The organism is Streptomyces sp. NPDC007205, assembly GCF_040634095.1.
Classification (GTDB): Bacteria; Actinomycetota; Actinomycetes; order Streptomycetales; family Streptomycetaceae; genus Streptomyces.
In genome coordinates this window covers 13,827-37,593 of record NZ_JBEYEW010000011.1, presented here as the reverse complement: position 1 = coordinate 37,593, position 23,767 = coordinate 13,827, and the positions used below count along the sequence as shown (strand labels likewise).

The window sequence follows — 23,767 nt, the reverse complement described above, 5'->3', positions numbered from 1 at the left end:
CTCACCCCACCTTCTCGATCAGCGCGTGGCGGATGAGGAACTTCCCGGGCTCCCGTACCTGTTCGAAGGCCGCGTTGTTGAGCAGGGCGCAGCTGCCGGAGACCGAGGTGACCTTCACCGTCGTGGACTTGTTGTTGTCCAGGTTGGTGACCTTCAGGGTCGTCCCCGCCGGGAACTGGTCGCTGGACGCGGCCGGGGCGCCGCCCTCGCCGGAGAGCGTGACCGTGGAGCCCTTGCAGACCTGCTGGCCCGAGCCCGCCGCGGCACCACCGGCGGTGCCGTCGCCGGCGGCGGACTGCGAGGGCTGTGCACTCTGCTGGCCCGCCTGCTGACCGGCGCCCTGCTGTTGTCCGGCGCCCTGCTGTTGTCCGGCGCCCGCCTGCTGGCCGGCGCCCTGCTGCTGGCCGGTGCCGTTGGCCCCCTGCCCCGCCTGGGAGCCCTGAGCCGACTCCCCAACGGTGCATCCGGCGGCCTTCTGCTGGACCTCGATCTGCTTGATGACCGCCTCACGGTTGGCGATCCGGGCTGCCGACTGCGCGTCCGGATGAGCCTTCTGGTCCGCGATGAACCGGTCGTTGTTGCCGTGGGCCGTGGCCAGCCCCTGGCAGACGTCCGAGTCCCCGGCGGACAGCGTTTTGGCGTTGTGCGCGGGCGGCGCGGCGTTGGACGTGGTGGCCAGCGCGAAGGCCCCGCCGCCCGCCACCGCCGCGGCACTGACGAGCAGCGCGATCTTCTTCTTCGTGCCGAGAGTTCTCCTGCGCGACATGCGCGCCTCCTGAAGAGGTAGGGGAGCGTACGCCGCTATGTACGAGATACCGAACGAGGTTACTCAGTGGTCGCAGAAGTCGGTGAAGTGGCCTGCGTCACAGGGGAGTTGAGCGGCGCTCAGCTCTTGTTGTGCTCCAGGGCCTCCCGTACCGTCTCCTCGGAGCGGGCCACCAGGGCCGTTCCGTCGTCGGCGGTGATGATCGGGCGCTGGATGAGCCTGGGGTGCTCGGCGAGTGCGGTGATCCACCGCTCCCGTGCACTCGCGTCCCGCGCCCACTCCTTGAGCCCCAGCTCCTTGGCCTCGGCCTCCTGGGTACGGGTGATGTCCCAGGGCTCCAGGTTCAGCCGGTCGAGTACGGCCCTGATCTCGTCCTCGCTCGGCACGTCCTCCAGATAGCGGCGGACGGTGTACTCGGCTCCCTCGGCGTCGAGCAGGCTGATGGCGCTGCGGCACTTGGAGCAGGCCGGGTTGATCCAGATTTCCATGCCGCACACGGTACGCGAAGCCCCCTACGGCACGGCGACGCCGGGCACTCGGGGGAGCCGGGGCCGGACCGTGCCCGCCACCACCGCGGCGCCGCCCACATCCCTCGGTCGGCTCGCGGAGCCGCTGGCGCAGCAACCCTTCAGGATGTTCGAATTTACGCCGACTCACCCGTCCCTGCCGGAACTGGTGTGACACGGCGACAATTTCCATGCTGAGCTGGGGATTTGCCAGGTCTCGCAGTCGCCCCGTTGTCAGTGCCCGGCAGTAGACTGGAAGCAGTGTTCGAGGGCATCGCCGGACTGTCCGGCCGATGCCCTGCCCGCGACAGGAGGATGCCTGTGCCCGCTGCCGCCCTGAAGCCGAAGCCGTTGCCCACCCAGTCCACCGTCCAGCGACCCGTGCTGTTCGACTCGCCCTACGAGCCCGTGACCAAGCGGCCGCTGCCGGCCGGACGGCCGCGCGAGTGGTACGTCACCCACAACCGCCGTCTGAAGGCCATGCGCCTGGCCATAGCCCTGCTCGACTCCGGGATCTACCAGCCGGCCCAGGCCCGCGACGACAGGATCCGCAGCACGGCGGAGGAGATCGGCATGCGCCCGCCGTCCGACACGACGTGCCACATGGTGCGCGCCTTCATGCGCTACCACCGCTGACGCCCGGCACCGGCGCCGGGTGCCTCCGCGCTTCCCCGGGGGCGCCCGGCGACGGAGGGCGTGCGGGGCCGCTCCGCCGTAGCGCGCTCCAGCGGCCCGCGCATCTGCGAGCCGTGTGCCGCCTACGTCCGCTTCGCCGCCCCGCCCCGCTGCCCGTCGAGTCCGCTCACCAGCGCCGTCACGAACTCCCGCCGGTCCTCGGCATGGTCATGGAACCAGAGGCCCAACCGATGCTCGGCCTCGGGGAGTTCGAAGCGGGTGTACCGGGCCCGTGCCGTCAGCGCGTCCTGCACGGCCTCGGTCACGGCCGGCGGGATCACCGCGTCGGTGCCCGGCACCGCCAGCACCGCCCGGCCCTCATACGCCCGGAGCGCCTCCAGCGCCCGTGAACTCCGCCAGCTGTCCGGCGTACGGATGAGCTCGCCGAACCGGCCCCGGCGGTTGTCGAACGGCACATCCCAGGCCTCGGACGCGTAGACGGCGGGCGAGCACAGTCCGACGGCCGCCACCCGTGGGCCGTAGTGCCGTACGAGGTCGGCGACCGTCTGCCCGCTCATGCTGAAGCCGACCAGGACCAGCGGATCGTCCGCCGGAGCGTGCGCGTCGAGCACCGCCACCGCCTGCTCGAACCTCCGGCGCAGGCTGAGCTCCGCGAGGGATCCCGTGCTCTCGCCGTGGCCCGAGAAGTCGAACGCCACGGCGTGGCAGCCGTGCTCGGTGAACTCCGTGACCAGGGGCAGGAGGCGCTGCTTGCTGCCGTTGCCCGCGCCGTGCAGCAGCACCGCCGTGGCCCGGCCCGGTGGGCCGGCTGTCACCCCGCTCAGCCGTTCGCCGTCGAAGTCCTCAGTGAACACCCGCAGTTCGCTCATGAAGCCATTCACTCACGGCGGGCCCTCCCCGGGCGGAAAAGGGGATGCGACCGCCGCCACGGCCTCCCTACGCTGAACAAACGGCACGAAGCCGACACACTCCACCCCCGCCACACTCACCCCACGGAGGTCCGTCATGCGTGGCATCGTCGCGTCCGGGACCGTCGTCCTGGTGATCCTCGGAATCGGAAACCACCTGTGGTGGCTCGCCGCCGTCGCGCTGCTGTATCTGTACGCGACGCACGGACGCGGGTCGCCCGGCACCCCACCACCGCCCGCAGGAGCCGGCACCCCGCCGCTGCCCGACAGCTACCGGGCCTACCGCGAGCGCCGGGACCGGCAGGCGAAGTGGGAGCGCCGCTACCGTCGTGAGCGCCCCTTCGAGACCCGTCGGCAGGAGCGCGAGAAGAGCAGGTGAAGGGCGTAGGGCGCCCCCGGTCACAGGCCGGGGGCGCCCCACACCGGGAACCAGCGGCCGAGGTCCTGCTCGCTCCGCAGATCGTTCGTGAGTGCCGCGTTCACCTGGAGTTCGAGCGCGCTGTCCCGTCGCTGTGCGGCACCGGGCAGCGGGGCGAACGGGTAGAAGGTGCCCCTTTTGTAGAGGTAGACCAGCGCAAGCCTGCGGCCGCCGTCGTCCGTGAAGGCGGCCAGTGAGCACAGCAGCTGTGGGCCGAAGCCGTTGACCTCCATCGCGCTGTTCACCGCGTGCAGGTCGTTGACCAGCTCCGGCAGCTGGTCCGGCGAGCGCTGGGAGACCAGCCAGGAGTAGCCGTAGTCGTCCCGGCGCAGCTCCACCGGCGGTCCGGTGCGGTCGGTGTCCGCGTCCAGCAGCGCCTGCACCTCCCGGTGGGTCTGCTCGAAGGCCGCGCCCTCCACGGTGGCGAAGCACACCGCGCCGGTCCCGGTCGGCGTGAAACCGGCCGCGACCTGCAGGGTCACGGCCGCCGAGGGCAGCGCGAAGAGCTGGTCGAGATCGGGTACGACCGGTTTCGTACGGCCCAGCAGGATGTCCAGCAGCCCCAACGCTCAGCCCGCCTTCCCCGGTGTGGCGGCCTCGCCCAGCTCCGCCGAGATCCGGCCCAGCTGTTCGAGCCGCTGCTCCAGGGAGGGGTGCGTGGAGAAGAACCGCTCGATGCCGGGCTCCTTGCCGGTCGCCGGGGTGAAGTAGAAGGCGTTGAAGGCCTGGGCGGTGCGCAGGTCCTTGGTCGGGATCCGGGCGATGTCCCCGGAGACCTTGGTGAGCGCCGAGGCAAGGGCTGAAGGGCGGCCGGTGAGATGGGCGGCCGCCCGGTCGGCCGCCAGCTCCCGGTACCGGGACAGGGCCCGGATCAGCAGGAAGCTGATCGCGTACACCGCCGCCGAGACGCCCATGATCGCGGCGAACACGGCGGCGGTGTTCTGGTCCCTGCGGCCCCCGCCGAAGACCTGCGAGTAGAACGCGAACCGCACGATCAGCCCCGCCAGCACACCGAGGAAGGACGCGACCGTGATCACGGCGACGTCCTTGTGCGCGACGTGCGACAGCTCGTGCGCGAGCACGCCCTCCAGCTCGGCCGGCTCCAGCCGTCGTAGCAGCCCCGTGGTCACGCAGACCACCGCGTGGTCGGGGTTCCGGCCGGTCGCGAACGCGTTCGGCATGTCCATGTCGGACACGGCGACCACCGGCTTGGGCATGTCCGCGATCGCGCACAGCCGGTCGACCACGGCGTGCAGCTCGGGATACTCCTCGCGCTCCACGACCCGCCCGTGCATCGCGAACATGGCGATCCGGTCGGAGAACCAGAACTGCGCCACGAACATCGCCCCGACCACCACGACGACCAGCACCCAGGACTTCAGCAGCGCGATCAGCGCGGCGACGAAGCCCACGTACAACAGCCCGAGCAGGAACAGCGTGAGCCCCATGCGCACGGTCAGCCGTCGGTCGCTTCGGAAGCGGCTCTGCATCTTCCATCACCCCGCAGTCAGGCACTCGTCCCGCTGTCCAGTGTGCACCTGCCGATTCCCATGAAGTGGTTCCGAACGGCCCTAGGAGCAGCAAAAGGCGCGGCTGGCACCGCGACCGGCACCGCGACTAGTACGACGAGCCGAACTGTGCGAGTCCTATGAGCACCATGACCGCGATCACGCAGCCGACGACCATGGCCGTCGACGCCCACGACGTCCGGTGCGGCACCGGGTCGGGGTCGGCGCGGAAGGGCGCCGGGTCCGGCGGGTTCTCCTTCCAGCGCGCGGCGAGCATCCGCGCCCGGGCGGAGGGCTCCTTGTGCTCGGCGGAATTCGCCCAGCGGTGATCGAACTCCCGCTCCCAGTCGTCGTTTTCCGTCATCCCCGTTCAACCTCTCTCGTCGGACAGAGCCAGGGGCATGATCCCCCGAGAGTAGGAAGCATGGGAAGCGGCAAAGGTTGCCCGGGATGCCGGGTGGTCGCCGGATGGCTAGCATTGAGGGGAGAGCCGCACCGCACCGCGGGGTGCCCACCACGTCCGCCCCTGCTTTTCCTGCTCGTGCGGCGTCCCCTACGACCGCGCCGGACTCTTCACTCCGAGGTCGCGGCCCATCGTCTCGTGCCGGAAGGCCGCACGAGGGGTGGAAGGAAGGTGGATCCATGAATGCACATCGCGCGAGGCGACTCGCCGCAGTGTCCGCCATCGGCGTGCTGATGGCCGGCGGAGCCGCGATCGGCACGGCAGGCACCGCGTCGGCAGCCACCCCGACCCACGTCTCCACCAACCGTGGCTGTTTCCGCGGTGGCTGGGACTGCGGTTTCGACAACCGCTTCGGCGGCTTCAACAACGGCTTCTTCGGCTTCAACAACGGGTTCGGCAGCGTCCCCGTGGTCGTGGTCGTGGTGAGCTGACGGCGGCGGCACGGAGAAACGGCCGAGGGCCGTCACCCGGAGCGATTCCGGGTGACGGCCCTCAGTACCGCGCGGGGCGGCCCGATCACACGTCGAAGTACAGCTCGAACTCGTGCGGGTGCGGACGCAGCTGCAGCGGCGCGATCTCGTTGGTGCGCTTGAAGTCGATCCACGTCTCGATCAGGTCCGGCGTGAACACGTCGCCCTGGAGGAGGAACTCGTGGTCGGCCTCAAGCGAGTCGAGGACAGCCGGGAGCGAGGTCGGGACCTGGGCGACGTTCGCGTGCTCCTCGGGAGCCAGCTCGTACAGGTCCTTGTCGATCGGCTCGGCCGGCTCGATCTTGTTCTTGATGCCGTCCAGACCCGCCAGCAGCAGGGCCGAGAAGGCCAGGTACGGGTTGCCGGAGGAGTCCGGGGCGCGGAACTCGACGCGCTTGGCCTTCGGGTTCGAACCGGTGATCGGGATACGCATCGCGGCGGAGCGGTTACGCTGCGAGTACACCAGGTTGATCGGCGCCTCGAAGCCCGGCACCAGACGGTGGTACGAGTTCACCGTCGGGTTGGTGAAGGCCAGCAGCGACGGGGCGTGCCTGAGGATGCCGCCGATGTAGTAGCGGGCGGTGTCCGACAGGCCCGCGTAACCGGCCTCGTCGTAGAACAGCGGGTCGCCGTTGCTCCACAGCGACTGGTGCACGTGCATGCCCGAGCCGTTGTCACCGAAGATCGGCTTCGGCATGAAGGTCGCGGTCTTGCCGTTGCGCCAGGCCACGTTCTTCACGATGTACTTGAACAGCTGCAGGTCGTCGGCTGCGGCCAGCAGGGTGTTGAACTTGTAGTTGATCTCGGCCTGGCCGGCGGTGCCCACCTCGTGGTGCTGGCGCTCGACCTTCAGGCCGGACTTCTCCAGCTCCAGGGAGATCTCGGCGCGCAGGTCGGCGAAGTGGTCGACCGGCGCGACCGGGAAGTAGCCGCCCTTGTAGCGGACCTTGTAACCGCGGTTGTTCTCCACCGCACCGGTGTTCCAGGCGCCCGCCTCGGAGTCGATGTGGTAGAAGGACTCGTTCGCGCTGGTCGCGAAGCGCACGGAGTCGAAGACGTAGAACTCGGCCTCGGGACCGAAGTACGCGGTGTCCGCGATACCGGTCGAGGCGAGGTAGGCCTCGGCCTTCTTCGCCACGTTGCGCGGGTCACGGGAGTACTGCTCGCCCGTGATCGGGTCGTGGATGAAGAAGTTGATGTTGAGGGTCTTGTCCCGGCGGAACGCGTCGACACGGGCGGTGGACAGGTCGGCACGCAGAGCCATGTCGGACTCGTGAATGGCCTGGAAACCACGGATCGACGATCCGTCGAAGGCCAGCTCCTCGTCCGGGTCGAACGCCTCAACGGGCACCGTGAAGTGCTGCATGACGCCCGGCAGGTCGCAGAAGCGGACGTCGATGAACTTGACGTCCTCGTCCGCGATGAACTTCTTGGCCTCGTCGGCGTTCTGGAACATCCAGCTCCTCCTACTCCCGACCGTCCTCGCCGGGGTGGTAGATCGTTCGTGCGGCCAGTGCGGTGGCACACGCTGGTCTCGACCCTAGGGACGGGTGATTTCTCGGGCGTGACCCGTTTGTTTCACAGAAGTTAACCGGCCACGGTTCCACCCTAGCCCCGGGACACCCCGCCGTACCCCGGTCATTTCGGGCACAGTACCGTGGTCGGGTGGACAACAGGCAAGCACTCGGATCGTGGCTCTCCGGGCCCCGCGCGGCCATGGAAGAGGCCGGTGCCGACTTCGGCCACCGGGGCGAGCAGCTCGGTCTGCCCGAGGAGGGGCCGAACTCGATCGCCCGGCCCGGCCGGCGCCTCGGCGCGCTCGCCGTGGACTGGGGGCTGAGTGTCCTGATCGCATACGGCCTGATCACGGACGGCTACAAGGTTCCTGCCACGAGTAACTGGGCGCTCGGTGTCTTCCTGGTGATGAGCGTGCTGACCGTCGGCACGATCGGCTTCACTCCGGGTAAGCGGCTCTTCGGCGTCCGGGTGGTGGCCCTGGAGACGGGCACGGTCAACCCACTGCGGGCCGTACTGCGCACCATCCTGCTGTGCCTCGCGATTCCGGCGCTGATCTGGGACCGGGACGGGCGCGGGCTGCACGACCGGCTCGCGAAGACCGTAGAGGTACGGATCTGAGCTGCGCGGCGTCCGGAGGACCGAGGCCCGGTCAGGCCGCGGGCAGCGGCCGGGTCCCGTGCGGGTGCAGGCGGCCGGTGAGGAAGGCGAGGATCTCGTCGCGGGCCCGGACCGTGGGGTGGCCGGCCTCGTCGACGAGATGGGCGGTGACGACGCTGTGCGGCGTGCCGACCAGGTCGGCGAAGAAGGGCGGCGGGGCCGGGTTGGCGGCGCTGTCCGGGAGGACGCGCCCGTCGAAGGCGTCGCCGAGCAGCGCGCGGTAGGCGGCGAAACGCTGCCCCGTGCACCAGCGGTCGCCCTCGAAGCGGTAGGCGAGGACGCTGAGCCCGTCGCGGTCGAGCCGGTCGCGCACCGCGCGCGCGTCCACCGCGTCGAGTTCGAGCCCGCCGGGGTCGTCGAGCGGCAGCGACGGGTGGTTGACCACCGGGGCGATCACCGCCGGCTCCAGGGCCATGGTGAGGGCGAAGTTGCCGGTGAAGCACAGGCCGATCGCGCCCACCCCCGGCCCACCGCACGCGGCGTGGGCCCGGCGCGCCAGGCCGCGCAGCCAGACCGTCACCGGGCTGGTGCCGCCCCCGGCGAAGGCGCGGAACTCCGCGCTGACACAGGCACGGCGGACGACCTCCCGGCCGCCCTCGACCGTGGGGAAGGCACCGTCCCTCCCGAACAGGGAGGGCACATGGACGGTGAAGCCCGCGTCCCGCACCCAGCGCGCGAGCCGCAGGACGTCGGGACTGATGCCCGGCATCTCGGGCAGCACCACGACCGCGGGCCCGGCCCCGGCCACGTACACCGTCTTCTCCACCCCCTCCACGGCCACGCTCCGGCGGGTGAAGTCGGTGATCGGATCGTCGTCGCTCATGGGGCCAGCCTGGCCCCGGGGCCGGCCGCCGGGTGAGGGGCAGGATCGCCAGGGCCAGGGGTAATCTCGCCACACGCGAGGGCGGCGAGCGGTACGCGGCCGGCGCCCGGGGCCGGGACACCAGGGGGTACGGGAGCGATGGCGCAGGCGGCGCGGCAGGCGGAGGACGGCGCGGGTCCGGGCGCCGGGCCGGCGGCGCTGCGGGTCGGGGTCCTGGCGTACCCGGACTGCTTCGCGTCCGAAGTGTTCGGCGTCCCCGACCTGTTGACGATGGCCGGGCATGTCGCCGGACCGGACGCGCCCGGCTACCGGGCGTCGGTCGTCTCGCCCCGCCGCCGGGTCACCGCGTCGGGCGGCGCGAGCCTGGACGTGCGTCCCCTGCGCGAGGCCGACGTCCTCGTGGTCCCCGGCTTCGAACTGCGCCCGGACACGGACCTCGACGCGCGCCTCGCCCGGCTCGCCCCCGAGATCGCGGCGATCCGCGCGCAGGCCGCCGCCGGCACCGCCGTCGTCTCCCTGTGCGTCGGCGCGTTCCTGCTCGGCGAGGCCGGGCTCCTCGACCGGCGCCGGGCCACCACCTCCTGGCTGCACGCCGGCGAACTGGCCAGGCGCTGCCCGGACGCCGACGTGCGGCCCGAGCACCTGGTCGTCACTGACACGGGGGTGACGACCACGGCCGCCTTCAGCGCCATGTACGACTTCGCGCTGGACCTGATCCGCCGGCACGACGGCGCCCGGGTGGCCCGCACCACCGCACGGCTGGCGCTCGTCGACGACGCGCGGACCTCCCAGACCCCGTACGTCGACCCGCGGCTCCTCCCGCAGCCCGGCCGGGAGTTCTCCCAGCGGGTCATGCGGCACCTCGACCAGAACCTCGCCGAGCGGTACGACCTCGCCGCGCTCGCGGATGCCTTCCGGGTCAGCACCCGCACGCTGCTGCGCCGCTTCGCCGAAGAGACCGGACGCAGCCCGCTGGCCCATCTGCAGGCCTCCCGGGTCCGCCGCGCCCGGCATCTCCTGGAGACCACCGACCGCACCGTCGCCGCCGTCGCCGCGGCCGTCGGCTACCAGGACCCCGGCACCTTCGCCGCCCTCTTCGCCCGCCACACCGGCCACTGCCCGAGCGCCTACCGGGCCGCCTTCCGCCGCACGGCCCGCGCACAGTGAGCGATCCCACCCCGCCCGGCCGCGCCCCGGCTCAGCTGTGCAGCACCGCCCCCACCACCTCCCGCAGCTCGGCCTCGGGATCCGCCGCCGCGTCCACCGACCGCCACGCCACGAACCCGTCCGGCCGCACCAGCACCGCCCCGTCCGCCGTCGTGCCGTGCGCCCCCGCCCAGTCGTCGCCCTCCGCGTCGTACCGCAGATCGGCCGCCGCGCCCGTACCGATCCGGTACGCGTCCAGTCGTACCGCCTCCGTGCCGGCGATGCGACGCGCGGCGGCCTGCCAGGCAGCTCCCGCGGGCGTCGACGCGTCACTGAGCAGCACCAGTGACCGCTCGTACAGATCGAGCGTGGACAGCCGCTCGCCCGTGCGGCGCAGCCACAGGTGGGGGGCCCGGCTGCCCGGTTCCCCGGTCAGCCGCAGCCCGTCCGGGACGACCGGCTGGTCCGGGTCGGCGCCCACGACGGCGCCCTGCGGGTAGCGGTAGCCGAGGACCACGTTGAGGATGCCGCCGCGCTTGCCGCCGCCGATGCCGGGCGCGGGGGCGAAGCCGGGGTGGCTGTGTTCCACGGAGCGGGCGGAGGCCCGGGCGCTGGTGGCGAGGGCGACGGGCCTGCGCTCGGTGTCGTAGGTGTCCAGGAGTCCGGGCCCGGCCCAGCCGTCGAGGACGGCGGCCAGCTTCCAGGCCAGGTTATGGGCGTCCTGGATGCCGGTGTTGGAGCCGAACGCGCCGGTCGGGGACATCTCGTGGGCGGAGTCGCCGGCGAGCAGGACCCGGTCGTGCCGGTAGCGTTCGGCGACGCGTTCGGCGGCGCGCCAGGACGCCTTGCCGGTGATCTCGACGTCGAGGTCGGGGACGCCGACGGCCCGGCGGATGTGCCGGGTGAGCCGCTCCTCGGTGAACTCCTCCAGCGTCTCGCCGTGCTCGGGGTGCCAGGGGGCGTGGAAGACCCAGCGTTCCCGGTTGTCGACGGGCAGCAGGGCGCCGTCGGCCTCGGGATCGGTGAGGTAGCAGCAGATGAAGCGGCGGTCTGCGACCACGTCGGCGAGGAGTTTGGAGCGGAAGGTGACGCTGACGTTCGCGAAGAGGTCGCCGGGGCCGCTCTGCCCGATGCCGAGCCGGCCCCGGACGGGGCTGCGCGGGCCGTCGGCCGCGACCAGGTAGTCCGCGCGGACGGTGTACAGGTCGTCGCTGTCACGGTCCCGGACGTAGGCCGTCACTCCTGCGGGATCCTGGGCGAAGGACTCCAGCTCGTGGAAGTACCTCAGGTCGCCGCCGAGGGCGCGGGCCCCGTCCAGCAGCACCGGTTCCAGGTCGTTCTGGCTGCACAGGCACCAGCTGGTGGGGCTGAACCGGGCCAGCCCCCCGCCGGGGTCGATCTCCCGGAACAGCCATTCGCCCGCGTCCCCGGCCAGCGTCGGGGTCTGCAGGATGCCGTGGTTGTCCGCGAGGAGGGACGCCGCCGTCCTGATGTCCGGCTCGATGCCGGCCACCCGGAACAGTTCCATCGTGCGCACGTTGTTGCCGCGGCCGCGCGGGTGGATCGAGGTCCCGGAGTGCCGCTCGACGAGCATGTGCCGTACGCCGAGACGGCCCAGGAACAGGGACAGGGACAGGCCCACCAGCGAGCCGCCCACGACAAGGACGGGCACGTGGTGATCGGCTTTGTGCTGCATCGACGACTCCAGGGGCAGGGGCGGGCGTGTGGGCACCTAGGGCCCTAGGAGTTTCCATGCCCTCTTGGAAGCGCTCCGCGTGCTCAATCACCCTCCTGGTTCACACAAGTCGCGCACTCCGGAGGACAGGAACAGGATCAAGGAACGCTGACGTCGCGTCACGGGCGGCGTTGCCCCTCTGCTCCCCCGAAGGAGATGTGCGCAGTATGACCACCACGTCGGAAAAGGTTTCGGAACAGTTGGCGCGGCAGGTGTCGAAGCGGGTCTCGCAATCCGTCTTCGACGGCTCCCGCCTCCGGGTCGTCCTGCTGGTGGACGTACACGACGGCGCCCAGCAGCAGTTCCTGGAGGCCTACGAGCAACTGTGCAACCAGGTCGCGTCGGTGCCCGGCCATGTCAGCGACCAGTTGTGCCAGTCGATCGAGAACCCGTCCCAATGGCTCATCACCAGTGAGTGGGAGAGTGCCCCGCCGTTCCTCGCCTGGGTGAACAGCGAGGAGCACGTCCGCATGGTGGAGCCGCTGCACAGCTGCGTCCGGGACACCCGGTCGCTGCGCTTCCACATCGTGCGCGAGACGGGTGCCGAGGCGGCGGCCGCCCCCGCCGCGCAGCGCCGGCTCCAGGCCTCCCCGAGGATCGGCGACGGAGTGATCCGGCACGCGCTCACCTTCACGGTGAAGCCGGGCAGCGAGGCCGAGGTCGCGAGGATCCTCGCGGACTACGCCTCACCCGAGGCACGGGTCGACGAGACCACACGGCTGTGCCGCACCTCCCTGTTCATGCACGGCAACCGGGTCGTACGGGCCATCGAGGTGCGCGGCGACCTGCTCGCGGCGCTGCGGCACGTCGCCCGGCAGCCCGAGGTCCGGGCGGTCGAGGAGGCCATCAACCCCTATCTGGAGCAGGAGCGGGACCTCAACGACCAGGAGTCGGCGCGGGTGTTCTTCACCCGGGCCGCGCTGCCGGCCGTACACCACGTCACCGCGGACGAGCTGGTCGAGGGCGAGCGGCTCGCGCTGTACTACCCGGCCCGGCCGGGCCGCGGGATGGAGCTGGCCCAGCTGCTCTCGCGGGGGGACGAGGCGGCGGCGGAGGACCCGCGCAGCCCGGTGTTGCGCAGCACGATCTTCCAGCGGGACGACGTCGTCGTACGGCTGGTCGACCACCGTGCCGGCGTGGCCGTGGACGTCGCCCCGGCGGCTCCGCTGACCGCGCTGCTGGACGGCGAGGTCGTCCGGATGCAGCTCGTCACCGACCGGCGCTCGCCGGACGCCTGAGACCCACAGGCACCACACCCACGGAGGACTGTCGTGATCAAACCCCTTCCGAAGATCGTGGACCTCAGCGAGGTCGAGCCCAACACCCGGCGCGGCGGCGATCTGCGCGCCATGCTCACCCCGGCCACGGTGGGCTCGACCAGCGGTTTCATGGGCGTGGCCCTCGTGCAGCCGGGTGACCGCATCGCTGAGCACTACCACCCTTACTCCGAGGAGTTCGTGTACGTCGTCTGCGGCGAGCTGGAGGTGGACCTGGACGGCGAGCCGCACCCGCTGCGGCCCGAGCAGGGGCTGATGATCCCCATCAACATGCGCCACCGTTTCCGCAACGTCGGCAACGTGGAGGCGCGGATCGTCTTCCACCTGGGTCCGCTGGCCCCGCGTCCGAGCCTCGGCCATGTCGACACGGAGGAGACGGAGCCGGTGGCCGTCGCCGCCGAGGCGGGGCAGGCCCGCTCATGACCCGGCGCGTGGCGGTGACCGGTATAGGCATCGTGGCCCCGGGCGGGATCGGCGTGCCGGCGTTCTGGGATCTGCTCGCCGAAGGCCGTACCGCGACGCGCGGCATCACGTTCTTCGACCCGGCCGGACTGCGGTCGCGGATAGCGGCCGAGTGCGACTTCGAGCCGGCGGCGCACGGTCTGGACACCGAGCAGGTGGAACGGGCCGACCGGTACATACAGTTCGCCCTGGTCGCCGGGGACGAGGCGGTACGGGACTCCGGTCTCGACATCGGCCGGGAGGACCCGTGGCGGGTCGGGGTCTCCCTCGGTACCGCCGTCGGCGGCACCACCCGTCTGGAGCACGACTACGTCCTGGTGAGCAGCCGGGGGCAACGCTGGGACGTGGACCCTCACAAGGCGGAGCCGCAGCTGCACCGGGCGTTCTCGCCGAGCACCGCGGCCTCCGCGCTGGCGGAACGTTTCGGCGCCCATGGTCCGGTGCAGACGGTGTCCACCGGCTGCACCTCCGGACTCGACGCCGTCGGATACGCCTTCCACACCGTCCAGGAAGGCCGGGCCGACATATGCATCGCGGGGGCCGCGGACTCGCCGATCTCCCCGATCACCATGGCCTGCTTCGACGCCATCAAGGCCACCTCCCCGAACAACGACGACCCCGCGCACGCCTCCCGGCCCTTCGACAACAACCGTGACGGCTTCGTCATGGGCGAGGGCGGCGCGGTGCTCGTCCTGGAGGAACTGGAACACGCCCGGGCCCGCGGCGCCCGCGTCTACTGCGAGTTCGGCGGCTACGCCACCTTCGGCAACGCCTACCACATGACCGGCCTGACCAAGGAGGGCCTGGAGATGGCGCGGGCCATCAAGACCGCCCTCGACCAGGCCCGGCTGGACCCGACGGCGATCGACTACGTCAACGCCCACGGCTCCGGCACCCGGCAGAACGACCGCCACGAGACGGCGGCCGTGAAACGGGCGCTCGGCCACCACGCCTACGACACCCCGATGAGCTCCATCAAGTCCATGGTGGGGCACTCCCTCGGGGCGATCGGCGCCATAGAACTGGTCGCCTGCGTGCTGGCCCTCGCCAAGCAGGTCGTACCCCCGACCGCCAACTACGAGATCCCCGACCCCGAGTGCGACCTGGACTACGTCCCCCGGGTCGCCCGCGAACGCCGGCTGACCAGCGTGCTGTCCGTGGGCAGCGGGTTCGGTGGCTTCCAGTCCGCGGTGATCCTGACCCGGCCGAGGGAGTGAGGACACGATGAGCGAACCGCAGGACCGGCAGGCGGCCGTCACCGGTATCGGGGTGGTCGCGCCCAACGGCACCAGCACCGACACCTTCTGGAAGGCCACCCAGGAGGGCGTCAGCGTCCTCGACCGGGTCACCCGCGAGGGCTGTGAGCACCTTCCCCTCAAGGTGGCCGGCGAGGTCCGCGCCTTCGACCCGGCGGCCACGATCGAGGAGCGCTTCCTCGTCCAGACTGACCGGTTCACGCACTACGCCATGGCCGCCGCCGACTTCGCGCTCGACGACGCCCGGCTCGGCCAGGCCGACACACCCGACGCGCCCTACTCCATCGGCGTGGTCACCGCCGCCGGGTCCGGCGGCGGCGAGTTCGGCCAGCGCGAACTCCAGCAACTGTGGGGCAAGGGCAGCCGGTTCGTCGGGCCGTACCAGTCCATCGCCTGGTTCTACGCCGCCAGCACCGGCCAGGTCTCCATCCGCCGCGGCTTCAAGGGGCCCTGCTCGGTCGTCGCCTCCGACGAGGCCGGCGGTCTCGACGCCCTCGCCCACGCCGCACGAGCGGTGCGGCGCGGCACCGACGCGATCGTGGCCGGCTCCACCGAGGCCCCCCTCGCGCCGTACTCGATGGTCTGCCAGCTCGGCTACGAGGAACTCAGCCGCGAGACCGACCCGGCCCGCGCCTACCGCCCGTTCACGGAGGCGGCCTGCGGGTTCGTGCCGGCCGAGGGCGGCGCGATGCTCGTGATCGAGGCGGCCGGCACGGCGCGCGACCGCGGCGCCGACGTCCGGGCCCTCGTCGCCGGACACGGGGCCACCTTCACCGGCGCCTCCCGCTGGACTGAGTCCCGCGACGGCCTCGCCCACGCGATCCGGCACGCCCTGCAGGAGGCCGGCTGCGCCCCCGAGGAGGTCGACGTCGTCTTCGCCGACGCCCTCGGCGTGCCGGACGCGGACCGCGCCGAGGCACTGGCGATCGCCGACGCCCTCGGCGAGCACGGCACCCGGGTGCCGGTCACGGCACCGAAGACCGGAACCGGCCGGGGATACTGCGCCGCCCCCGTGCTCGACACCGCGGCGGCCGTGCTCGCCCTGCAGCACGGCCTGATCCCGCCGACGCCGAACGTCTTCGACGTCTGCCACGACCTCGACCTCGTGACCGGCCGCGCCCGGCCCGCCGAACTGCGTACGGCGCTGGTGCTCAGCCGCGGACTCATGGGGTCGAACTCTGCGCTGGTGCTGCGGCACGGCGCCGCGCAGTGAGCACAGCAAAGGAGGAAAGCACATGTCCCAGATCACCGTGGAAGAACTCGCCGCGCTGATGAAGAAGGCCGCCGGGGTCACCGTCAGCCCCCAGCAGCTCCAGGAGAAGCCCGACACCGGCTTCGACGTCCTCGGCGTCGACTCGCTGGGCCTGCTCGGCATCGTCGGCGAGCTGGAGAACGCACACGGCACCCCGATGCCGGTCGACGCGGAGCGCTGCAAGACGCCCCAGCAGTTCCTCAACCTCGTCAACAGCACCCTGATGGCAGGAGCCTGAGATGGCAGGACACACCCAGAACGAGATCACCATCGCCGCCCCGCTGGACCTGGTCTGGGACATGACCAACGACCTGGAGCGCTGGCCCCAGCTGTTCAGCGAGTACGCCTCGGTCGAGGTCCTCAAGAAAGAGGGCGCCAAGACGACGTTCCGGCTGACCATGCACCCGGACGCCAACGGCACCGTCTGGAGCTGGGTCTCCGAGCGCGAGCCGGACCGCGACAGCCTCACCGTCACGGCCCGCCGCGTCGAGACCGGGCCCTTCGCCCACATGAACATCCACTGGCGGTACGAGGAGGTACCGGCCGGCACCCGGATGGTGTGGACCCAGGACTTCGCGATGAAGCCGGACGCCCCCGTCGACGACGCCTGGATGACCGACAACATCAACAAGAACTCCAAGGTCCAGCTGGCCCTGATCCGCGACAAGATCGAGAAGGCGGCCGCCGGTCACCGGCCCGCCCCGGCCCTGGCCGACTAGCCGGACGGAGGACACGACCGTGCACCAGGCCCTGATCGTCGCCCGTATGGCCCCCGGTTCCGCCCCCGACATCGCCAAGGTGTTCGCGGAGTCCGACCGCGGAGAGCTGCCGCACCTCGTCGGAGTCGTCCGGCGCAGCCTCTTCCAGTTCGGCGATGTGTACATGCACCTCATCGAGTCCGAGCGCGAACCGGGACCGGCCATTGCCAAGGTCACCTCGCACCCCGAGTTCAAGGAGGTCAGCGAGCGGCTTTCGGCGTACGTCAGCGCGTACGACCCGGAGACCTGGCGGTCCCCGAAGGACGCGATGGCACAGCGCTTCTACCTCTGGGAGCGTGACGCCGGCGCCTGATCCCCTCTCCGGAACACCGGTGCCGGGCCCGCGTCCGACGCGGGCCCGGCACCGGTGTTCTGCGGGAAAGCACAGCTCACACGGGGACCGTGCAGTCGAACGCGTGCAGATAGGGGTTGACCGGCCGGATGTCCCCGACGGTCAGGCCCGCCGCCTCCAGCCGCCCGACCATGCTCTTGGTGGTGTGCTTGGCCCCGCCGACGTTCAGGAGCAGCAGCAGGTCCATCGCGGTGCTGAAGCGCATCGACGGGGTGTCGTCGACGAGGTTCTCGATGACCACGACCCGCGCACCGGGGCCGCCCGCCTCGACGACGTTGCGCAGCAGCCTGGCCGTGGACTCGTCGTCCCACTCCAGGATGTTCTTGATGATGTAGGCGTCGGCCTCGACCGGGACCGACTCACGGATGTCACCCGGCACGATCCGCGCCCGCTCCGCGAGATCGCCGCCCGGGCGCAGCCGGGGCAGGGCGTTCTCCACCACCCGCGGCAGGTCCAGCAGCCAGCCCCGCATCGCCGGGTACTTGTCCAGCAGGCTGGCCACCACGTGCCCCTGCCCGCCGCCCAGGTCCGCCACCGACCTGCTGCCGGACAGGTCCAGCAGCGCGGCGACATCGCGCGCCGACTGCTCGCTGGACGTGGTCATCGCCCGGTTGAAGACATCGGCCGACTCCGGGGCGTCCTCGTTCAGGTAGCCGAAGAACTCCTTGCCGTACAGGCCCTCGACGACGTTCTTCCCGGTGCGCACCGCCTCGTCCAGCTTCGGCCAGGCGTCCCACGTCCAGGGCTCGGTGCACCACAGCGAGATGTCCCGCAGGCTGTGCGGGTCGTCCTCGCGCAGCAGCCGGGACATCTCGGTGTGGCCGAACGTCCCGTCCGGGTGCTCGGCGAAGACGCCGTAGCAGGACAGGGCGCGCAGCAGCCGGCGCAGCGGCTTCGGCTCGGCCTTCACCGCGGCCGCGAGGTCCTCCACGGCCATGGGGGCGTCCCCGAGTGCGTCGGCGACCCCGAGCCGGGCGGCCGCGCGGACGGCGGCGGCACACGCCGCCCCGAACACGAGCTCTCGCAGCCGCATCGACGGCGGCGGGGACGGGGGTGCCCCCTGCGCGGGGGGAGCCGAGAGCTCGGGGGATGGTGCGGTCATGTGCCGCCTTCCTTCCTTGCCTGGGTGGGATACGGCGCCTGGATGGGGGTACGGCCGTCCGGTCAGCACAGACCCGCGGGCTTGGAGGCCCCGCAGAGGTTGCGCTGGAAGACGTTGCTGCTCTTGGTGGCTTCCTGGTTGACGAGGTCCGCCGGGCCGTTGCCGCCCAGCCAGTTGTCCGAGATCCGGTTGCGCTCGCTGGTGGCGCCCACGAAGCTCTTGAACAGGACGACCCCGCCCGACAGCGGGGACGCGCCGGAGTTGTCGCTGACCAGGTTGTGCGTCACCACGGTGTCCTCGGCGCCGGTCAGGATGATGCCGGAGCCCTGCAGGAAGGGCAGCCGTGCGGTCGCCGCGCAGTACTTGTTGTTCCGCTCGATGAGGTTCAGGCTGACCGTCAGGGCGCCCGCCTTGGGCTTGTTCTCGTCGCCGACGACGAAGACGCCTGCGCAGTTGCCGGTGAGGTAGTTGTGCTTGACGGTGAGGTTGCGCAGCCGGCGGACGGTGATGCCGATCCGGTTGTCCTCCAGCTGGTTCTGGTCGAGGACGGTGCCCCCGGTGTCGGCGGCGCCCTGCTCGGCCGTGATGGTGTTGGCGAGGAACAGCCCCGCGTCACCGTTCGACCGGGCGGTGTCGTGCCGGTAGACGCTGCGGGTGGAGCGCTCCTCCGCGATGCCCCACTGGCCGTTCCTGTCGGCCGTCACTCCGCGCACGGTCAGGCGGTCCGCGCCCACCGCGACGACACCGATCTTGGCGAAACCGGTCACGGTCAGGTCGGCGACGGTGACGTCCCGGACGGGCTGGTTCTTGGCTCCGACCACACAGATGCCGTTGCCCTGCCCCGCGCAGCTCTTCTTGTCCTTCGCGCTGCTCCTGGTCTTGGCCTTGGCGGCGGCCGGTTCGAGTACGGTGTCCGGGCCCACGCCGCGCAGCGTGATCCCGGACGTGGTCACCTCGACGCTCTCGTGGTACGTGCCGGCCTGCACGAGCACCGTGTCCCCGGACCGCGCGGCGTCCACCGCCTTCTGGATCGACTCACCCGGATGCACCACGTGCACCTGGCGGGCGGCCGACGCCGGGGCGGCACCGAGGAGCGCGCCGAGGACTGCGGTACTGCAGGCAACGTACGAGATATGGCGTTTTGTCACATTCGGAAGGCTAGAAGCGCATGAGCCGATTACCGGCAGGATGCTCCGTTCGGCGGCGTGTCAGGGGCCGGTCCGCGCCACACCGGCGCTCGGACGTCCCGGAAACGGCCGCGCCGGCTTGCTAGCTTCGCGAGCTGTCGAAGGGCCCCGGCCGCCGGGTGCGGAGCCGGGAGCATGACGGAGCGGAGGCAACGTGACGGGCACGAGCGAACATCCGGACAGGCCGACGGCCGCCCCGGTCGGCCGCAGGGGCTTCCTGGCATCGGCAGCCCTGGCCGCCACCGCACCGGTGCCGGGCGCGGCTCCGGCACAGGGCGCCGTCAACGCACCGGCAGCCGCTGCCGCACCGGACGCCGCGGGACCGGCCGACAGCCCGGCTGCCGCACCCGGCCTCGGCTCCGTGGCCCGTCTGCTCGCCGTGCCCGAGGGCGACCGCGGGATCGACTGGCTCCGCGCGGCCCTGCAACTCGCCGTGCGGCTCGAACTCGCCACCATCCCGCCGTACCTGTGCGGCTGGTGGTCGGTCAGGGACCGCCGGGGCGAGGCCGCGCAGCTGATCCGGCGCATCATCGGCGACGAGATGTACCACATGGGCGTCGTCTGCAACCTGCTCGTGGCCGTGGGCGGGCGGCCCCGGATCAAGGAGGCGGCACCCCGCTATCCCGGTCCGCTGCCCGGCGGGGTGCGCACCGGAGTGCACGTGTACCTCTCGGGTCTCACCAGGGACTACGTGCGCGACGTGATGATGGCGATCGAAGCCCCCGAGGCCCCGCTCGCCCGCACGGGGGCCCCGTCGCCCACCGTCGGCGGCTTCTACGGCGACCTGCAGGCGGCTTTCCGGCGCACGGCGCCGTATCTGTCGGCCGAGGGACAGCTGTCCGACCGCATCGGCTCGGACGTGCTGGAGCCGATCACCGGACTCGACGACGTCGAGCGGTCCCTCGAGATCGTCAAGGAGCAGGGCGAGGGCACCGCGAGCTCCCCGGCCGACGCCTTCCAGGACGACCACCCGGCGCACTACTACGCCTTCGCGGAGATCTACCACGGCCGGCGGCTGCGCAGGACCGCCCGCGGCTGGGAGTTCACCGGCGCGCCCGTGCTCTTCCCCGCCGCCCGCCCCATGGCTCCGGTCCCACCCGCCGGCTGGTACCGCCCGCCGGCACAGGTCCAACGGCTGCTGGACCAGTTCGACAGCACCTACTCGGCGGTGCTGGACGCTCTCGACGAGGCCTGGGGCGGCGGTGGCGGGCGCAGCCTGGGCACGGCGGTCCGCGCCATGCGCGCCATGGAGGACCCGGCGTTGGAACTGATGGAGACACCGGTCCCGAACGCCCCGGGCACTTACGGCCCTCAGTTCCGCCCTGTCTGATCAACGCGCGTGGGGGCGCGCACGCGCCCCCTACGGCGGAACCGTCAGCGCCCCTTGGGCATACGCATGCCCCTGGGCATGGGCCCCTTCGGCACCGGCATGTTGCTCATCAGGTCACCCATGGCCCGCAGCCGGTCATTGGTGGCCGTCACCTGGGGGCCGGTGAGGACGCGCGGGAACTTCAGCAGCGTCGTGCGCAGCTTCTTCAGCTCGGTCTGGCCCTCGCCGTCGCCGACGATCACGTCGTGCACCGGTACGTCCGCGACGATGCGGTTCATCTTCTTCTTCTCGGCGGCCAGCAGGCTCTTCACCCGATTCGGGTTGCCCTCGGCGACCAGCACGATGCCGGCCTTCCCGACCGCCCGGTGCACCACGTCCTGGCTGCGGTTCATCGCCACGGCCGGAGTGGTCGTCCAGCCCCGGCCGATGTTGTCCAGCACGGCTGCCGCCGCCCCCGGCTGGCCCTCCATCTGGCCGAAAGCGGCCCGCTCGGCGCGGCGGCCGAACACGATGGCCGTCGCCAGCAGAGCGATCAGCAGGCCGAAGATGCCCAGGTAGACCGGGTGACCGATCAGGAAGCCGATCGCGAGGAAGACACCGAGGGTGCCGATGCCGACGGCCGCGAGTACAAGACCGATCTTCTTGTCGGCCTTGCGGGTCATCTTGTACGTGAGAGCGATCTGCTTCAGTCGCCCTGCGTTCGCGGCGTCCGCCGCGGTTTCCTTCCTCGCCATGCCACGAAGTCTACGTGCCCCCGGGAGTGCGGACGACGGCAGTGCCCGGGGCGAGGGGATCAGGAGCGGTCGGCGGCCTGCTCCAGGAAGCGTTGCGCCTCGACCCGGTCCTTGGCACGCCGGCGGTCCTCCAGCACGGAGGTCCACGCGTTGCGGCGGGCGGTGCGCTGGCCGCCGCTCATGAGCAGGGACTCGACGGCGCGGAGGGCATCGGTGAAGGACGGGATGGCGGTGGCGCGTACGGGCGCGGCCTGCATGATCGAGGTCCCCCCTCGGAGCGGGTGGTGTACGAGGCGTGATACCAGAGTCACTGATTGGTGTTACCAGGGCGTGTCCGACCGGTCAAACGCCAATGAAGCCTTGATGCAGATCCCTGAAACGCTGACGCGGCCCTGATGCCCGCCCTCATCAGCGAGGACGGTCAGGACCGCGTCGACTCGGCCATTACTGGCCAGTAAGTGCTTGTGCGTGAATTCACACAGCCTGTGTGGCGATGTAGGAGCCACGCTTCTCGATCGCCATCTGGTACAGGCGCCCGGCGCGGTACGACGACCGCACCAGCGGACCGGACATCACCCCGGAGAAGCCGATCTGCTCGGCCTCCTCCTTCAGCTCGACGAACTCCTGCGGCTTGACCCAGCGCTCGACCGGGTGGTGCCGGACGGAGGGGCGCAGGTACTGGGTGATGGTGACCAGCTCGCAGCCCGCGTCGTGCAGCTGCCTCAGCGCCTCGCTGACCTCCTCACGGGTCTCGCCCATGCCGAGGATCAGGTTCGACTTGGTCACCAGGCCGTAGTCGCGGGCCTCGGTGATCACCTTCAGGGAGCGCTCGTAGCGGAAGCCGGGGCGGATCCGCTTGAAGATCCGCGGGACGGTCTCGACGTTGTGCGCGAAGACCTCGGGGCGGGCGGAGAAGACCTCCGCGAGCTGCTCGGGGACCGCGTTGAAGTCGGGAGCCAGAAGCTCCACCTTCGTACGGCCGGCTTCCCGGTCCGCCGTCTGCCGGTGGATCTGGCGCACGGTCTCGGCGTACAGCCAGGCGCCGCCGTCCTCCAGGTCGTCGCGGGCGACGCCGGTGATGGTGGCGTAGTTCAGGTCCATCGTGACCACGGACTCACCGACGCGGCGCGGCTCGTCGCGGTCCAGGGCCTCGGGCTTGCCGGTGTCGATCTGGCAGAAGTCGCAGCGCCGGGTGCACTGGTCGCCGCCGATGAGGAAGGTCGCCTCGCGGTCCTCCCAGCACTCGTAGATGTTCGGGCAGCCGGCTTCCTGGCAGACCGTGTGCAGGCCCTCGCTCTTCACGAGGTTCTGCATCTTCGTGTACTCGGGACCCATTTTCGCCCGGGTCTTGATCCACTCGGGCTTGCGCTCGATGGGGGTCTGGCTGTTGCGGACCTCCAGGCGCAGCATCTTGCGTCCGTCGGGTGCGACTGCGGACACGACCGGCTCCCTAGCGATTGATTCTTCGGCGTTCCCCAGGGTACGCCCGTTGTTTTGGTGGTCCGGAGGCGGTTGTTCTACGCCGCCGGTGTCTTCTCGATCAGCCGTGGCTTCAGTTCCGCGTGCTCCAGGACGTCCCTCAGGTGCTTCTCGATCACCGGCAGGACCTCTTCGATCGTGACGTCCCGGCCCAGCTCGCCCGCGAGGGAGGCCACCCCCGCGTCGCGGATCCCGCACGGGATGATCCGGTCGAACCACTTGTTGTCCGGGTTCACGTTCAGGGCGAAGCCGTGCATCGTGACGCCCTTGGCGACCCGGATGCCGATCGCGGCGATCTTGCGGTCCTCACGCCGCTGGCCCGCGTTGGAGGGGGCGTACTCGGGGCCGTTGAGGCGGGGGTCGAACTCCTCGTCGGTGAGACGCGGGTCGAAGTCCAGGGACAGTCCCGCCCGTCGCCCGCCACCACCCTCAGCCGAAGCGCTGCGCGCTGCTCCTCCATATTGTGCGGGCCGCTGTTCGACGGGGTCGCCGAGCACCCATACGCCGCTGCGGCCCTCCACCCGGGTGGTCTCCAGGCCGAACTCGGCGCAGGTGCGGATGAGCGCCTCCTCCAGGCGCCGTACGTGCGCGACCACGTCCACCGGGCGCGGGAGCTTCTGGATCGGGTAGCCCACCAGCTGGCCCGGGCCGTGCCAGGTGATCTTGCCGCCGCGGTCCACGTCGATCACCGGGGTGCCGTCCAGTGGGCGCTCGCTGTCCTCGGTGCGCCGGCCGGCGGTGTAGACCGGGGGGTGCTCCAGGAGGATCACGGTGTCCGGGGCCTCGTCGGCGAACCGGGCCGCGTGCACCCGCCGCTGTTCGTCCCACGCCTCCTGGTAATCGACGGCATCCGCACCGAACCCCATGCGGACGAACCGCAACTCACTCACGGCAAGCGCCTCCCTCAGCGACCGGTGTGTCAGGCACATAACGCGCCCACGCCACTGTACGACCGACCGGCGTACGTCAGCCCTGCGGGCGTTCCTCACACGATCGGATGAATGCGGTGGGAAGGCTGTGATGG

General features: G+C 71.1%; 28 protein-coding genes. 13 read left to right on the top strand and 15 right to left on the bottom strand.

The genetic code is table 11. From position 1 onward, the window contains the following. Position 1: 1 nt before the first annotated feature. Both ABZ624_RS19830 and ABZ624_RS19825 read right to left on the bottom strand, forming a co-directional pair. Positions 2 to 766, bottom strand: coding sequence for a hypothetical protein (locus ABZ624_RS19830; protein ID WP_360090170.1), 765 nt, complete (start codon positions 764 to 766; stop codon positions 2 to 4). Between the two features lie 119 nt (positions 767 to 885). Further along, on the bottom strand, positions 886 to 1,254 hold the full coding sequence (locus tag ABZ624_RS19825) for an ArsC/Spx/MgsR family protein (RefSeq protein WP_360090167.1): 369 nt from the start codon (positions 1,252 to 1,254) through the stop codon (positions 886 to 888). Between the two features lie 339 nt (positions 1,255 to 1,593). Between ABZ624_RS19825 and ABZ624_RS19820 the strand changes: the two genes are divergently transcribed. Beyond that, a complete protein-coding gene (locus ABZ624_RS19820; protein ID WP_360090164.1) occupies positions 1,594 to 1,908 on the top strand; it encodes a hypothetical protein in 315 nt (104 codons plus the stop codon). Between the two features lie 122 nt (positions 1,909 to 2,030). Here the strand turns inward: ABZ624_RS19820 and ABZ624_RS19815 are convergent, their stop codons facing one another. Continuing rightward, positions 2,031 to 2,777 (bottom strand): alpha/beta fold hydrolase, encoded by a 747-nt coding sequence (locus ABZ624_RS19815; protein WP_360090161.1) that lies wholly within the window; start codon positions 2,775 to 2,777, stop codon positions 2,031 to 2,033. Positions 2,778 to 2,913: 136 nt separating this feature from the next. Between ABZ624_RS19815 and ABZ624_RS19810 the strand changes: the two genes are divergently transcribed. Beyond that, on the top strand, positions 2,914 to 3,195 hold the full coding sequence (locus ABZ624_RS19810) for a hypothetical protein (RefSeq protein ID WP_360090158.1): 282 nt from the start codon (positions 2,914 to 2,916) through the stop codon (positions 3,193 to 3,195). Between the two features lie 20 nt (positions 3,196 to 3,215). Here the strand turns inward: ABZ624_RS19810 and ABZ624_RS19805 are convergent, their stop codons facing one another. The 3 genes from ABZ624_RS19805 to ABZ624_RS19795 form a co-directional block, all read right to left on the bottom strand. Next, complete coding sequence (locus tag ABZ624_RS19805) at positions 3,216 to 3,800, bottom strand: hypothetical protein (RefSeq protein ID WP_360090155.1); 585 nt, start codon at positions 3,798 to 3,800, stop codon at positions 3,216 to 3,218. A 3-nt stretch (positions 3,801 to 3,803) separates the two neighbouring features. Then, positions 3,804 to 4,724 carry a zinc metalloprotease HtpX gene (htpX, locus tag ABZ624_RS19800; RefSeq protein WP_360090152.1) on the bottom strand — a complete coding sequence of 307 codons (921 nt, stop codon included), beginning with the start codon at positions 4,722 to 4,724 and terminating at the stop codon, positions 3,804 to 3,806. Between the two features lie 127 nt (positions 4,725 to 4,851). Further along, positions 4,852 to 5,106 carry a hypothetical protein gene (locus tag ABZ624_RS19795; RefSeq protein ID WP_360090149.1) on the bottom strand — a complete coding sequence of 85 codons (255 nt, stop codon included), beginning with the start codon at positions 5,104 to 5,106 and terminating at the stop codon, positions 4,852 to 4,854. A 278-nt stretch (positions 5,107 to 5,384) separates the two neighbouring features. On the opposite strand from ABZ624_RS19795, the gene ABZ624_RS19790 reads away from it, so the two are divergent. After that, positions 5,385 to 5,636, top strand: coding sequence for a hypothetical protein (locus ABZ624_RS19790; protein WP_360090146.1), 252 nt, complete (start codon positions 5,385 to 5,387; stop codon positions 5,634 to 5,636). An 85-nt stretch (positions 5,637 to 5,721) separates the two neighbouring features. Here the strand turns inward: ABZ624_RS19790 and glnA are convergent, their stop codons facing one another. Continuing rightward, positions 5,722 to 7,131: a type I glutamate--ammonia ligase gene (gene glnA / locus ABZ624_RS19785; RefSeq protein ID WP_360090143.1), complete on the bottom strand. Its 1,410-nt coding sequence runs from the start codon at positions 7,129 to 7,131 to the stop codon at positions 5,722 to 5,724. A gap of 209 nt (positions 7,132 to 7,340) precedes the next feature. Between glnA and ABZ624_RS19780 the strand changes: the two genes are divergently transcribed. Next, positions 7,341 to 7,811: an RDD family protein gene (locus ABZ624_RS19780; protein ID WP_360090140.1), complete on the top strand. Its 471-nt coding sequence runs from the start codon at positions 7,341 to 7,343 to the stop codon at positions 7,809 to 7,811. A gap of 31 nt (positions 7,812 to 7,842) precedes the next feature. On the opposite strand, the gene ABZ624_RS19775 is transcribed toward ABZ624_RS19780, so the two are convergent. Further along, positions 7,843 to 8,673 (bottom strand): dienelactone hydrolase family protein, encoded by an 831-nt coding sequence (locus tag ABZ624_RS19775; protein ID WP_360090137.1) that lies wholly within the window; start codon positions 8,671 to 8,673, stop codon positions 7,843 to 7,845. A gap of 138 nt (positions 8,674 to 8,811) precedes the next feature. Here ABZ624_RS19775 and ABZ624_RS19770 point away from each other — a divergent pair, with 138 nt between their 5' ends. After that, positions 8,812 to 9,840, top strand: coding sequence for a helix-turn-helix domain-containing protein (locus ABZ624_RS19770; RefSeq protein ID WP_360090134.1), 1,029 nt, complete (start codon positions 8,812 to 8,814; stop codon positions 9,838 to 9,840). Between the two features lie 31 nt (positions 9,841 to 9,871). On the opposite strand, the gene ABZ624_RS19765 is transcribed toward ABZ624_RS19770, so the two are convergent. Next, positions 9,872 to 11,515, bottom strand: coding sequence for an FAD-dependent monooxygenase (locus tag ABZ624_RS19765; protein WP_360090131.1), 1,644 nt, complete (start codon positions 11,513 to 11,515; stop codon positions 9,872 to 9,874). A gap of 206 nt (positions 11,516 to 11,721) precedes the next feature. On the opposite strand from ABZ624_RS19765, the gene ABZ624_RS19760 reads away from it, so the two are divergent. The 7 genes from ABZ624_RS19760 to ABZ624_RS19730 are packed head-to-tail and all read left to right on the top strand — an operon-like array spanning position 11,722 to position 16,872. Beyond that, positions 11,722 to 12,792 (top strand): SchA/CurD-like domain-containing protein, encoded by a 1,071-nt coding sequence (locus tag ABZ624_RS19760; protein WP_360090128.1) that lies wholly within the window; start codon positions 11,722 to 11,724, stop codon positions 12,790 to 12,792. A gap of 33 nt (positions 12,793 to 12,825) precedes the next feature. Beyond that, entirely contained in the window at positions 12,826 to 13,254 is a 429-nt protein-coding gene (locus ABZ624_RS19755; RefSeq protein ID WP_360090125.1) for a cupin domain-containing protein, read from the top strand. Then, a complete protein-coding gene (locus ABZ624_RS19750) occupies positions 13,251 to 14,510 on the top strand; it encodes a beta-ketoacyl-[acyl-carrier-protein] synthase family protein (RefSeq protein WP_360090122.1) in 1,260 nt (419 codons plus the stop codon). The genes ABZ624_RS19755 and ABZ624_RS19750 overlap by 4 nt, the downstream gene beginning before the upstream one ends. Positions 14,511 to 14,517: 7 nt before the next feature. Beyond that, the gene (locus tag ABZ624_RS19745) at positions 14,518 to 15,762 is read left to right on the top strand and encodes a ketosynthase chain-length factor (RefSeq protein WP_360090119.1); all 1,245 of its coding nucleotides are present in this window, start codon (positions 14,518 to 14,520) and stop codon (positions 15,760 to 15,762) included. Positions 15,763 to 15,784: 22 nt separating this feature from the next. Next, complete coding sequence (locus ABZ624_RS19740) at positions 15,785 to 16,039, top strand: acyl carrier protein (protein WP_351244748.1); 255 nt, start codon at positions 15,785 to 15,787, stop codon at positions 16,037 to 16,039. 1 nt (position 16,040) lies between these two features. Continuing rightward, on the top strand, positions 16,041 to 16,520 hold the full coding sequence (locus ABZ624_RS19735; protein WP_360090116.1) for an SRPBCC family protein: 480 nt from the start codon (positions 16,041 to 16,043) through the stop codon (positions 16,518 to 16,520). A gap of 19 nt (positions 16,521 to 16,539) precedes the next feature. Then, complete coding sequence (locus ABZ624_RS19730) at positions 16,540 to 16,872, top strand: TcmI family type II polyketide cyclase (protein WP_351244744.1); 333 nt, start codon at positions 16,540 to 16,542, stop codon at positions 16,870 to 16,872. Between the two features lie 76 nt (positions 16,873 to 16,948). Here the strand turns inward: ABZ624_RS19730 and ABZ624_RS19725 are convergent, their stop codons facing one another. Beyond that, complete coding sequence (locus tag ABZ624_RS19725; RefSeq protein ID WP_360090113.1) at positions 16,949 to 18,013, bottom strand: methyltransferase; 1,065 nt, start codon at positions 18,011 to 18,013, stop codon at positions 16,949 to 16,951. Between the two features lie 62 nt (positions 18,014 to 18,075). Beyond that, positions 18,076 to 19,161 (bottom strand): right-handed parallel beta-helix repeat-containing protein, encoded by a 1,086-nt coding sequence (locus tag ABZ624_RS19720; RefSeq protein WP_360090110.1) that lies wholly within the window; start codon positions 19,159 to 19,161, stop codon positions 18,076 to 18,078. 193 nt (positions 19,162 to 19,354) lie between these two features. Here ABZ624_RS19720 and ABZ624_RS19715 point away from each other — a divergent pair, with 193 nt between their 5' ends. Further along, positions 19,355 to 20,530 (top strand): ferritin-like protein, encoded by a 1,176-nt coding sequence (locus ABZ624_RS19715; RefSeq protein WP_360090107.1) that lies wholly within the window; start codon positions 19,355 to 19,357, stop codon positions 20,528 to 20,530. Positions 20,531 to 20,574: 44 nt separating this feature from the next. Here ABZ624_RS19715 and ABZ624_RS19710 read toward each other — a convergent pair whose 3' ends face one another. From ABZ624_RS19710 to lipB, 4 genes are all read right to left on the bottom strand, one after another. Continuing rightward, positions 20,575 to 21,264 (bottom strand): DUF4191 domain-containing protein, encoded by a 690-nt coding sequence (locus ABZ624_RS19710; protein ID WP_360090104.1) that lies wholly within the window; start codon positions 21,262 to 21,264, stop codon positions 20,575 to 20,577. Between the two features lie 59 nt (positions 21,265 to 21,323). Further along, entirely contained in the window at positions 21,324 to 21,521 is a 198-nt protein-coding gene (locus tag ABZ624_RS19705) for a hypothetical protein (protein WP_031173128.1), read from the bottom strand. A gap of 217 nt (positions 21,522 to 21,738) precedes the next feature. After that, a complete protein-coding gene (lipA, locus tag ABZ624_RS19700; RefSeq protein WP_360090101.1) occupies positions 21,739 to 22,704 on the bottom strand; it encodes a lipoyl synthase in 966 nt (321 codons plus the stop codon). 77 nt (positions 22,705 to 22,781) lie between these two features. Beyond that, positions 22,782 to 23,633 (bottom strand): lipoyl(octanoyl) transferase LipB, encoded by an 852-nt coding sequence (lipB, locus tag ABZ624_RS19695; protein WP_360090098.1) that lies wholly within the window; start codon positions 23,631 to 23,633, stop codon positions 22,782 to 22,784. Positions 23,634 to 23,767: the final 134 nt, after the last annotated feature.

Excerpts from the sequence above, each read along its gene's own strand:
- ABZ624_RS19830 (WP_360090170.1), bottom strand. The coding sequence starts at position 766 with ATGTCGCGCAGGAGAACTCTCGGCACGAAGAAGAAGATCGCGCTGCTC.
- ABZ624_RS19825 (WP_360090167.1), bottom strand. The coding sequence starts at position 1,254 with ATGGAAATCTGGATCAACCCGGCCTGCTCCAAGTGCCGCAGCGCCATC.
- ABZ624_RS19815 (WP_360090161.1), bottom strand. The coding sequence starts at position 2,777 with ATGAGCGAACTGCGGGTGTTCACTGAGGACTTCGACGGCGAACGGCTG.
- ABZ624_RS19810 (WP_360090158.1), top strand. The coding sequence starts at position 2,914 with ATGCGTGGCATCGTCGCGTCCGGGACCGTCGTCCTGGTGATCCTCGGA.
- htpX (WP_360090152.1), bottom strand. The coding sequence starts at position 4,724 with ATGCAGAGCCGCTTCCGAAGCGACCGACGGCTGACCGTGCGCATGGGG.
- ABZ624_RS19795 (WP_360090149.1), bottom strand. The coding sequence starts at position 5,106 with ATGACGGAAAACGACGACTGGGAGCGGGAGTTCGATCACCGCTGGGCG.
- ABZ624_RS19790 (WP_360090146.1), top strand. The coding sequence starts at position 5,385 with ATGAATGCACATCGCGCGAGGCGACTCGCCGCAGTGTCCGCCATCGGC.
- glnA (WP_360090143.1), bottom strand. The coding sequence starts at position 7,131 with ATGTTCCAGAACGCCGACGAGGCCAAGAAGTTCATCGCGGACGAGGAC.
- ABZ624_RS19775 (WP_360090137.1), bottom strand. The coding sequence starts at position 8,673 with ATGAGCGACGACGATCCGATCACCGACTTCACCCGCCGGAGCGTGGCC.
- ABZ624_RS19770 (WP_360090134.1), top strand. The coding sequence starts at position 8,812 with ATGGCGCAGGCGGCGCGGCAGGCGGAGGACGGCGCGGGTCCGGGCGCC.
- ABZ624_RS19765 (WP_360090131.1), bottom strand. The coding sequence starts at position 11,515 with ATGCAGCACAAAGCCGATCACCACGTGCCCGTCCTTGTCGTGGGCGGC.
- ABZ624_RS19760 (WP_360090128.1), top strand. The coding sequence starts at position 11,722 with ATGACCACCACGTCGGAAAAGGTTTCGGAACAGTTGGCGCGGCAGGTG.
- ABZ624_RS19750 (WP_360090122.1), top strand. The coding sequence starts at position 13,251 with ATGACCCGGCGCGTGGCGGTGACCGGTATAGGCATCGTGGCCCCGGGC.
- ABZ624_RS19745 (WP_360090119.1), top strand. The coding sequence starts at position 14,518 with ATGAGCGAACCGCAGGACCGGCAGGCGGCCGTCACCGGTATCGGGGTG.
- ABZ624_RS19740 (WP_351244748.1), top strand. The coding sequence starts at position 15,785 with ATGTCCCAGATCACCGTGGAAGAACTCGCCGCGCTGATGAAGAAGGCC.
- ABZ624_RS19735 (WP_360090116.1), top strand. The coding sequence starts at position 16,041 with ATGGCAGGACACACCCAGAACGAGATCACCATCGCCGCCCCGCTGGAC.
- ABZ624_RS19725 (WP_360090113.1), bottom strand. The coding sequence starts at position 18,013 with ATGACCGCACCATCCCCCGAGCTCTCGGCTCCCCCCGCGCAGGGGGCA.
- ABZ624_RS19710 (WP_360090104.1), bottom strand. The coding sequence starts at position 21,264 with ATGGCGAGGAAGGAAACCGCGGCGGACGCCGCGAACGCAGGGCGACTG.
- ABZ624_RS19705 (WP_031173128.1), bottom strand. The coding sequence starts at position 21,521 with ATGCAGGCCGCGCCCGTACGCGCCACCGCCATCCCGTCCTTCACCGAT.